Genomic DNA, 510 nt, shown 5'->3' with positions numbered 1-510 from the left:
GTCTTTAATCCAGCTATTTTCATATTTGCCTTTCAAAATTGTTTTGATAGCTACAAGTCTATCGTTTGCCCCAACCAAATCCTCTTCAGAACACGTTTGGTATTTAATTAATAAAAGGAGACCTGCAATGGTTCTTCTTTTTGTAAGCCAAATGATTTTGTTGTTTGGGAAGACAATTTCATATCCACGTTCATGCAATTTAGCTTTTCTGATTTCGATAATATCTTCGATCTTTACCATTTCTTTTTTTACTCCTTTCAAAAATATTTTGGCTCATTTATTTTTCCTCCTTCACAATTTCAGTAATGTCGCTTATGTCACAGTCTAAAACACTGCATATTTTAATTAAAACTTCGGTAGTGACATTTCCACAGTTGGTTAACTTGGCCATTGATGAAGAGCTGATTCCAGCCATTTCACGTAGCTTGGTTTTAGTTAAGCCTTTATCGATTAGTAGTTTCCATAGTTTGTTATAACTTAGTTTCATTTTTTCACCTCTCTATTCCAAGA

The 510-nt window shown here is 33.1% G+C and carries 2 protein-coding genes; both read right to left on the bottom strand.

Annotated elements, in window-relative coordinates; translation table 11 throughout:
* The coding region (locus tag ACYU87_RS27730) for a hypothetical protein (RefSeq protein ID WP_461137241.1) at positions 1–261 on the bottom strand (261 nt) is incomplete at its 3' end.
* Positions 262–277: 16 nt separating this feature from the next.
* On the bottom strand, positions 278–487 hold the full coding sequence (locus ACYU87_RS27725; RefSeq protein WP_019116104.1) for a helix-turn-helix domain-containing protein: 210 nt from the start codon (positions 485–487) through the stop codon (positions 278–280).
* Positions 488–510 lie beyond the last annotated feature (23 nt).

The sequence above is a fragment of the Spirosoma lituiforme genome (assembly GCF_054776635.1).
This window is presented reverse-complemented; position numbering and strand designations above follow the sequence as displayed.